Raw genomic sequence first — 7,709 nt, 5'->3', positions numbered from 1 at the left:
CCCAGGTGGAGGCCCCGAGTTGCGTGTGAAAGAGCTGGTGCTGGATGTGTCCCCGCTCAGGGCGGGAGGGCCTCTCGGCCTGGTCCTGGCAGCCCGGGTACTCGCACTTCTGTGCATCGGACTGACATCAGTCGGAGTGGTCGTACAAGTCTACGAACGGACACGTTCATCCACTCAGGTCGGCATGGTCAGTCTCGTGCTCGCCGCCGGCCTGCTGCTCGGCTTCATGGCCGGTGGGGTGCTGGCGGACCGCCGTGACCGCAAAGGCCTCATCCTGATCGGCAGTACCTGGGCCGTCATCACCTTCGCCGTGCTTGCGGCGAACGCCGCGGCGGACCGTCCCGCCCTGTGGGTGGTCTACCTCGCAGGGGCGCTGTTCGGCTTCACCGAGGGTGTCGCCGAGACCGCCATGACCGCCGTCCTGCCGTCCCTGGTCGCCGAGGAGCACATACCGGCGACCGGTGCCCTCGTGACGGTGACCACCACACTCGGTGCCATCGCCGGACCCATGCTCGGGGGTCTGCTGATCGCAGGCCCCGGCCTCGCGGTGACCTTCGGCGTCGCGGCCGCCGGTACGGCGGTCACGACGCTCCTCCTGACCCGCCTGGGGCCGATGCCGCCCGGCGCCGACGAGTCGGACGCTCTGGAATCAGCCTCCCGCGGCGGCGCCTCCGCCGAGGAGGCCGACGGTGGCGGCGCCCGGGTGGGGGCCCTCGCTTCCCTGCGCGAGGGCTTCCGGTTCGTGGGCGGCAACCGTGTCGTCTCGGCCGTCCTGGTCGTCGACCTGTGCGTCGCCGTCCTCGCCACGCCCAACGCGCTCTTCCCGGAGATGGCGGAGAAGAGGTTCTCGGGCGGCCCGGAGCTCGTCGGTCTCCTCACCACGGCCCCCATGATCGGTGCCGCGCTCGCCTCGCTCACCTCCGGCTGGACCGGCCGCACCCGCTACCACTGGCGCGTGCTGTGCGCCGCCATTGCCACGTGGGGCGTGGCCTGCCTCGGTTTCGGCCTCAGTCCCTACCTCGGGCTCGGACTCGTCTTCCTCGCGATCGGCGGTGTGGCGGACACGATCTCCGAGATCATGCGCCGCACGCTCCTGATGACCCACACACCCGATGCGTTGCAAGGGCGCGTCAGCAGCCTCTGGCTCGCCCAGGCGATGACCGCACCTGCGCTCGGCGGTGTGCTCGCCGGCCTCGCCTCCTCGGCGGTGGGGCCGGCCGCCGCGGTGGCGGGAGGCGGTGCCGCGTGCGTGCTCGCGCTGGCCTTGGTTGCCGTCGTGTACCGCCAACTATGGCTCGAAACAGACCAGTCCGAGAAGGGCGGCAACGAGAATGACGAGCTCGGAGGCCGCGATAACAGAGATGCAACGGCCCCTGCGTAGTACTTGCTGGCTCATAGTTAGGTATGGCTATCCTTCTCCCGTGCTTCCCGCCTCGATGAGCCGGACCGCGGCGCCCGTATCACCCTCCAAGGCGGCCTCGCGTCGGGTCGCTCGACACTGCACAGCCCTGTCCCTGTGCCTGATCGTCCTGGCGCTGCTGTGCATGGCTTCCATCGCACTCGGCACCAAGTCGATCGCCCCCGATCGGATCTTCGACCTCCTCCTGAACCCCGACGGTTCGGAGGAGTCGGGGATCGTCCATCAGATGCGTGTGCCGAGAACGGAGTTCGGGCTGGTCGTCGGTGCCGCTCTGGGGATGAGCGGGGCCCTGATGCAGGGCCTGACACGCAATCCGCTGGCCGACCCCGGCCTGCTCGGGGTCAGCGCCGGCGCCTCACTGGGTGTCGTGGTCGGCACCGGAGTACTGGGCATCGGCGCCGTGTTCGGCTATGTGTGGTTCGCCTTCGGCGGCGGACTCCTCGCCATGGCGGCCGTCTACGCTCTGGGCGGTGCGGGCCGCGGCGGAGCAACACCCGCGAAGCTGGCCCTGGCCGGCGCCGCGGTCACTGCTCTGCTGCAGTCCCTGGTCAACGCAGTCCTGCTGTTCGACGCGGCGGCCCTCGGAGAGTTCCGGTTCTGGGCGGTCGGTTCGCTCACGGGCCAGCCCGCAGCCGCCCTGGCCGACGTGTTGCCCTTCCTCGGGGTCGGCCTCGTGCTGGCCGTCCTGACCGCGCCCGCCCTGAACAAGCTCGCCCTGGGCGACGGCGTCGCCACCTCGCTCGGACAGAACGTCGGCCTGATCCGCATCCGCGGCATCGCCGCCGTCACTCTGCTCGCGGGAGGCGCGGTGGCACTGTGCGGACCGATCGCCTTCATCGGCCTGGTCATCCCGCACATGGCCCGCAGGATCACGGGCCCCGACCACCGCTGGATCACCGTCTACTCGGCCCTGCTCGGGCCCGTTCTGCTCCTGGCCGCCGACCTGGTCGGGCGATTGATCGCCCGCCCGGACGAACTTCACGTAGGCATCGTCGTCACGGCCGTCGGTGCCCCCTTCTTCATCATGTCGGTCCGCCGCCGCCGACTGCAGGAGCTCTGAGCATGACCACAGTTCACGCCGACCGGCCCCAGGGGACCCGCCCGCGGTCCGCCGGCGGCCTGGTCCTCCGGGTGCCCCGGACGCGGGCTTCCTGGATCGTCCGTCCCCGTTGCGTACTCGTCACCGTCCTCCTCGCCGCCGCCGTCTTCGTCGCGTTCGTGGTCGAATTGGCCTTCGGGGAGCTGGACTTCCCACTGGTCGATGTCGCCCGGGCGCTGTTCGGCAGCGGCGACTCCGCGACGCAGATGGTGGTTCACAGCCTCCGGCTGCCCAGGGCGCTCGTCGGCCTGATGTGCGGGGCGGCATTCGGGCTGGCCGGCGCGGTCTTCCAGACCCTGACCCGCAACCCGCTGGCAAGCCCGGACGTCATCGGTGTATCGGCCGGTGCGGGCACCGCGGCCACCGCCGGCCTGCTCTTCGGGGTCGGCTCCGGACTCGGGCTCCAGACCCTGGCTCTGCTCGGCGGCCTCGGAGCTTCGGCGCTCATCTACACCCTCGCGTGGAAGGGAGGGACCACCGGCTTCCGTATCGTCCTCGTCGGCATCGGCGTCGCCGCCCTCTGTACCAGCGCCACCAGCTACCTGCTCCTGAAGGCCGGCGTCTACCAGGCCCAGCAGGCCCTGATGTGGCTCACCGGAAGCCTCAACGCCCGCGACTGGAGCCACGTCGGACCGCTGGCGGTCTCCCTCGCGGTCCTGCTGCCCTGCGTCGCTCTTCTCGGCCCCTGGCTGAGCGGGCTCCAGCTCGGTGACGAGACCGCACAGGTCCTCGGGATGCCGGTGCAGACCGCCCGCATCGCCCTGCTCGTCGTGGGAGCCGCTCTCGTCTCGTTCGCGAGTGCCGCCGCCGGACCGATCGCTTTCGTCTCCCTCATCGCCCCACAGATCGCGCTGCGCCTGGTGAACACGCCGGGGCCGGCCCTGCTTCCCTCGGCGCTCGTCGGGTCCTTCGTCGTCCTCGTCGGCGATGTGGCGGGCCGCCAGCTGCTCGCAGATACCGAACTCCCCGTGGGCGTCGTGACCGGTGTCCTCGGCGCCCCCTGCCTGCTCTGGCTGCTCAGCAGGTCCAACCGCACCGGATCGGGAGGCTGAAGTGGATCAACGACCACAGGGACTGGTGGCAGAGGGCCTGACCCTCGGGTACGACGGCCGACTCATCGTGGACTCCCTCGATGTGGCGGTGCCCGCCGGGCGCGTGACTGCCGTGATCGGGGCGAACGCGTGCGGCAAGTCGACCCTGTTGAAGGGACTGGCCCGCCTCCTTGCTCCCCAGCGGGGAGCCGTCCATCTCGACGGTGAACTCATTCACTCGCTGCGGGGCAAGGAACTGGCGCGCAGGCTGGGCATGTTGCCGCAGTCGCCGGTCGCCCCCGAGGGAATCACCGTCCTCGATCTCGCCAAGCGCGGACGCAGCCCCCACCAGTCCTGGTGGCGGCAGTGGTCGCCCGAGGACGAGCAGGCCGTCTACGATGCGCTGGAGGCGACCGGACTCACCGATCAGGCCGACCGGAGCGTCGACCAGCTCTCCGGCGGCCAGCGCCAACGCGCCTGGATCGCCATGGCATTGGCCCAGGGCACCCCGACACTACTGCTCGACGAGCCCACCAACCACCTCGACCTGGCACACCAGATCGAGGTGCTGGACCTGGTCGTCGACCTCAACCGGGACCAGGGCCGGACCGTCGTCCTCGTCCTGCACGACCTCAACCACGCCTGCCGGTACGCCGATCACGTCATCGCGATGAAGGGCGGCCGGATCGTCGCCGAGGGCACCCCGGCCGAAGTGATCACGCGGGAGCTCGTCGCCGACGTGTTCGGGCTGAGCTGCACCGTCATCACCGATCCCGCGGGCGGCGGCCCGCACATCATCCCCTTCGGCCGGCACCACTCTCTCGGCCGCGAAGCGAAACCCGCGGCCGCGACCCACTGACGGGCCGCCGGCCTTTCCTCCCCCACGCACCACCCTCCTGCACAACCCAGCGGCGCCGTGCCGCCCGGAAGGATTCCGATGTCCATCTTCAGCAACTCCGCGGCTTCCCCTGCCCAGGAGCTCCGTTCCGACCGCAGGCGCTTCCTCGCCTTCACCGGCATCGTCGCCGCCGCACCGCTCCTGGCGGCCTGTGGTGGCTCCGAGGACAAGAAGGGCACCGACACCGCCGCCTCGGGCAAGCCCGCTGCGAGCGGCCCGTGGAGCTTCACCGATGACCGCGGGAAGAAGATCGAGCTTCCCAAGCGGCCCGAGCGGATCGTCGCCCAGTCCCACCCGGCAGCGGCCCTGTGGGACTTCGGCATCAAGCCGGTCGGCATCTTCGGCCCGCAGAAGACCGAGGACGGCAAGCCCAGCCCGCAGGTCGGCAACGTCGACCTGTCCAAGACCACTTCGGTCGGCACCGTCTTCGGCGAGTTCCAGATGGAGAAGCTGATCTCCCTCAAGCCGGACCTCGTCGTCACCATCGCCTACGGCCCGATGGTCTGGTACATCCCCGAGGACATCATCAAGAAGGTCGAGGAGGTCGCCCCGATCGCTGTCATCCAGCTGATGGGCGTGGCCGTCCCCGATGCCGTCAAGCGGTTCGGCGAGCTGGCCGCAGCCCTTGGCGCGGACCCGCAGAGCGCCGAGGTCAAGAAGGCGAAGGCCGACTTCGAGGCGGCTGCCGAGGGCGTGAAGAAGGCCGCCGAGGCGAAGAAGGGCCTGTCGGTGGCAGTGGTCTCGGGCACCAAGGAGACCTTCTTCGTCGCGGACCCCGAGTTCCACGGCGACGTGAAGTTCTTCCAGCAGCTCGGTCTGGACATCGTCAAGCCGGAGAAGGCCGAGGCGGGCTTCGAGTCCCTCAGTTGGGAGCAGGCCGGCCGCTACAAGGCCGACCTGCTGCTGGAGGACGCCCGCCCCGAGGGCGGTCTGACCAACCAGCAGATGACGGAGGCCTACCCGACGTGGAAGGCCGCCGCGGCCGTCCAGGCCGGTCAGATCATCGACTGGCAGACCGAGACGCCGTTCACCTACCAGCGCTTCGTCAAGGTTCTCAACGACCTTGCCACGGCCGTCTCCAACGCCCGCGTAGACGTCGTCTGATCCCGTCCCGGTACGGGAAGGCCCCCCATCCCTTGCAAGGTGGGGGGCCTTCCCGTACTCCGTTGTGCCGGGCGCGGGTCAGGAAGCCTCGGTGAGGCTCTTGGGTCGCAGGTCGGTCCAGGAAGCCTCGATGTAGGCCGCGGCGTCGGAACGCCCGCCGGGGCCGAACACCTGCTGCCAGCCGTCCGGAACAGTCTGGAAGGACGGCCACAGCGAGTGCTGGCCCTCGTCGTTGACCAGCACCAGGAACGTGCCGTTCTCGTCGTCGAAGGGGTTGGTCATGAGGCGTTGCCTTTCCTGTTCGAGTGATTCTCAGGCCTGGCCGGAGGGGCCGAGCCCGGCCCGGAGCGATCGCTTGTCGATCTTTCCGATGGCGGTGAGGGGGAGGTCGGTGGCGCTCTCGACGCGATCGGGCAGCTTGAACGAAGCAACCCCCCGCTCCAGCATGAAAGCGCGCAGTTCCTGCAGCGTCGGCGCGGTTTCGCCGCCGGGGACGACCACGACGCAGATCCGCTCGCCTTCCCCGTCCGGGTCGGGAACACCGACAGCGGCGCATCGGTGGACCTTCGGGTGGGCGGTCACGTGCGCCTCCACCTCTTCGGCGGAGACGCTTTCGCCGTTGCGGTCGATGGTGTCCTTGACCCGTCCCTCCACGACCAGGTGCCCCGAGGGGAGCCGGCGGACGAGATCGCCCGAGCAGTAGAAGCCGTCAGGGGTGAAGGCGGTGGTGTTGACCTCCGGCGCCCGGTAGTAGCCGCGCAGCGTGTACGGGCCGCGCACCAGAAGTTCGCCGGCCTCGCCGGCAGCCACCTCCCGACCGTCCGCGTCCACGATCCGCAGCTCGTCGTCCTCGCTGAGCGGGCGGCCCTGGGAGACGGCCACGATGTCGGCGTCATCGCCGGACCGGGTGTAGTTGAGGAGTCCTTCCGCCATGCCGAACACCTGCTGCACGGCGCAACCGAGGTCGTCAGGGATGGACCGGGCGAGGTCGGCGGAGAGCTTCGAGCCTCCGGCCTGGAGGACGCGCAGGCTGGAGATGTCCGCCGGATCCCATTCGGCCGCGTCGATCCACAGGGGGATCAGCGGCGGCACCAGCGCGGTGTGGGTGACGCGCTCGGCCTCGATCAGCGGGAAGGCGTCACCCGGGGCGGGAGAGGCGCACAGGACGACGGTGCCGCCGACGGAGAGGGTGCCGAGCATGCCGGGGCAGGCCAGAGGGAAGTTGTGGGCGACCGGCAGGCAGGCCAGGTACACCGTGTCCGCATTCAGCTCACAGGCCGCCGCGCTGGCACGGGCGTTGTAGCCGTAGTCGTTGTGCGTGCGGGGGATGAGCTTGGGGACGCCCGTCGTGCCTCCGGACACCAACAGCAGCGCGATGTCCGCGGGATCGGGATCGGCGAATGTCCGCGGCTCGCCGTCCACCTTCGCGAGCGCGGTGTACGGGCCCGGGTCGCCCGCCACCAGTACGTGCTGCAGGTCGGGTGCCTGCGCCTGCACCGCGGCCGCGAGCTCCCGGTAGTCGAAGGCGCCGTATTCGTCGGCGATGACGTACGCGACTGCGCCGGACAGCCTGGCCAAGTGGCCGATCTCGGTGATCCGGTGCGCGGGAAGGGTCAGGGCGGGTATCGCGCCCAGTCGGGCCAGCGCGAAGAACAGCACCGGGAACGCACCGTTGTTGGGAAGCTGTACGAGGACCCGGTCCCCTGTCCGGATGCCGAGATCGGCGAACCCGGCCGCCATCCGGTCCGCCCGCGCGTCGAGTTCCCGGTAGGTCAGCCGCTCGATACCGGCCACGATGGCCGTGCGGTCCCCGTACTGACGGGCCCAATCCCGCAAACAGGTGCCGAGGGTGCGTCCGTCCCAGTGACCTGCGGCCACGTATCGGGCCGCGGTTTCCTCCGGCCACGGGGTGAGCCCCGACGGCTGGGGCGCAGGGGGTGTAGCGGCATTCTGGGTCACGATCGCTCGACTCTCGTAGGTCGGCGGGCGCACCTCGTTCGGTTCCGCTCGTGAGGAGCGTGGACGTCGGTGCAGCTCGCAGCATCCACAAACAGGTGTGGTTAGGTTAACCTAACTCCCGTCGTTGCACACCTCTTGTCGCGAAGGGTGCCCTCAGTGGTCATGTCTGATGACTTGCAAGCCATTTGACGATCGAAC

7 protein-coding genes are annotated in these 7,709 nt (G+C 69.8%); 5 read left to right on the top strand and 2 right to left on the bottom strand.

Annotated features, from left to right (window positions below; genetic code table 11):
• Positions 1-25 precede the first annotated feature (25 nt).
• The 5 genes from AB0F82_RS03770 (at position 26) to AB0F82_RS03750 (ending at position 5,552) form a co-directional block, all read left to right on the top strand.
• Positions 26-1,381: an MFS transporter gene (locus AB0F82_RS03770; protein WP_362624382.1), complete on the top strand. Its 1,356-nt coding sequence runs from the start codon at positions 26-28 to the stop codon at positions 1,379-1,381.
• 55 nt (positions 1,382-1,436) lie between these two features.
• Entirely contained in the window at positions 1,437-2,480 is a 1,044-nt protein-coding gene (locus tag AB0F82_RS03765) for a FecCD family ABC transporter permease (RefSeq protein ID WP_362624380.1), read from the top strand.
• 2 nt (positions 2,481-2,482) lie between these two features.
• Positions 2,483-3,571: a FecCD family ABC transporter permease gene (locus AB0F82_RS03760; RefSeq protein WP_362623600.1), complete on the top strand. Its 1,089-nt coding sequence runs from the start codon at positions 2,483-2,485 to the stop codon at positions 3,569-3,571.
• A gap of 1 nt (position 3,572) precedes the next feature.
• Entirely contained in the window at positions 3,573-4,409 is an 837-nt protein-coding gene (locus tag AB0F82_RS03755) for an ABC transporter ATP-binding protein (protein ID WP_362623597.1), read from the top strand.
• A gap of 78 nt (positions 4,410-4,487) precedes the next feature.
• A complete protein-coding gene (locus tag AB0F82_RS03750; protein WP_362623595.1) occupies positions 4,488-5,552 on the top strand; it encodes an ABC transporter substrate-binding protein in 1,065 nt (354 codons plus the stop codon).
• Between the two features lie 78 nt (positions 5,553-5,630).
• Here the strand turns inward: AB0F82_RS03750 and AB0F82_RS03745 are convergent, their stop codons facing one another.
• Together AB0F82_RS03745 and AB0F82_RS03740 are read right to left on the bottom strand one after the other, a co-directional pair.
• Positions 5,631-5,834, bottom strand: a complete 204-nt coding sequence (locus AB0F82_RS03745) for an MbtH family protein (protein ID WP_362623592.1) — start codon at positions 5,832-5,834, stop codon at positions 5,631-5,633.
• Between the two features lie 30 nt (positions 5,835-5,864).
• Complete coding sequence (locus AB0F82_RS03740) at positions 5,865-7,511, bottom strand: (2,3-dihydroxybenzoyl)adenylate synthase (protein WP_436842028.1); 1,647 nt, start codon at positions 7,509-7,511, stop codon at positions 5,865-5,867.
• Positions 7,512-7,709: the final 198 nt, after the last annotated feature.

It is taken from the genome of Streptomyces virginiae (genome assembly GCF_040638905.1).
In the GTDB taxonomy this organism is placed as follows: Bacteria; Actinomycetota; Actinomycetes; order Streptomycetales; family Streptomycetaceae; genus Streptomyces; species Streptomyces virginiae_B.
The sequence above is the reverse complement of the archived record's forward strand: the minus strand, read 5'-3'. Positions and strand labels throughout refer to the sequence as shown.

Excerpts from the sequence above, each read along its gene's own strand:
- AB0F82_RS03760 (WP_362623600.1), top strand. The coding sequence starts at position 2,483 with ATGACCACAGTTCACGCCGACCGGCCCCAGGGGACCCGCCCGCGGTCC.
- AB0F82_RS03750 (WP_362623595.1), top strand. The coding sequence starts at position 4,488 with ATGTCCATCTTCAGCAACTCCGCGGCTTCCCCTGCCCAGGAGCTCCGT.
- AB0F82_RS03745 (WP_362623592.1), bottom strand. The coding sequence starts at position 5,834 with ATGACCAACCCCTTCGACGACGAGAACGGCACGTTCCTGGTGCTGGTC.
- AB0F82_RS03765 (WP_362624380.1), top strand. The coding sequence starts at position 1,437 with ATGAGCCGGACCGCGGCGCCCGTATCACCCTCCAAGGCGGCCTCGCGT.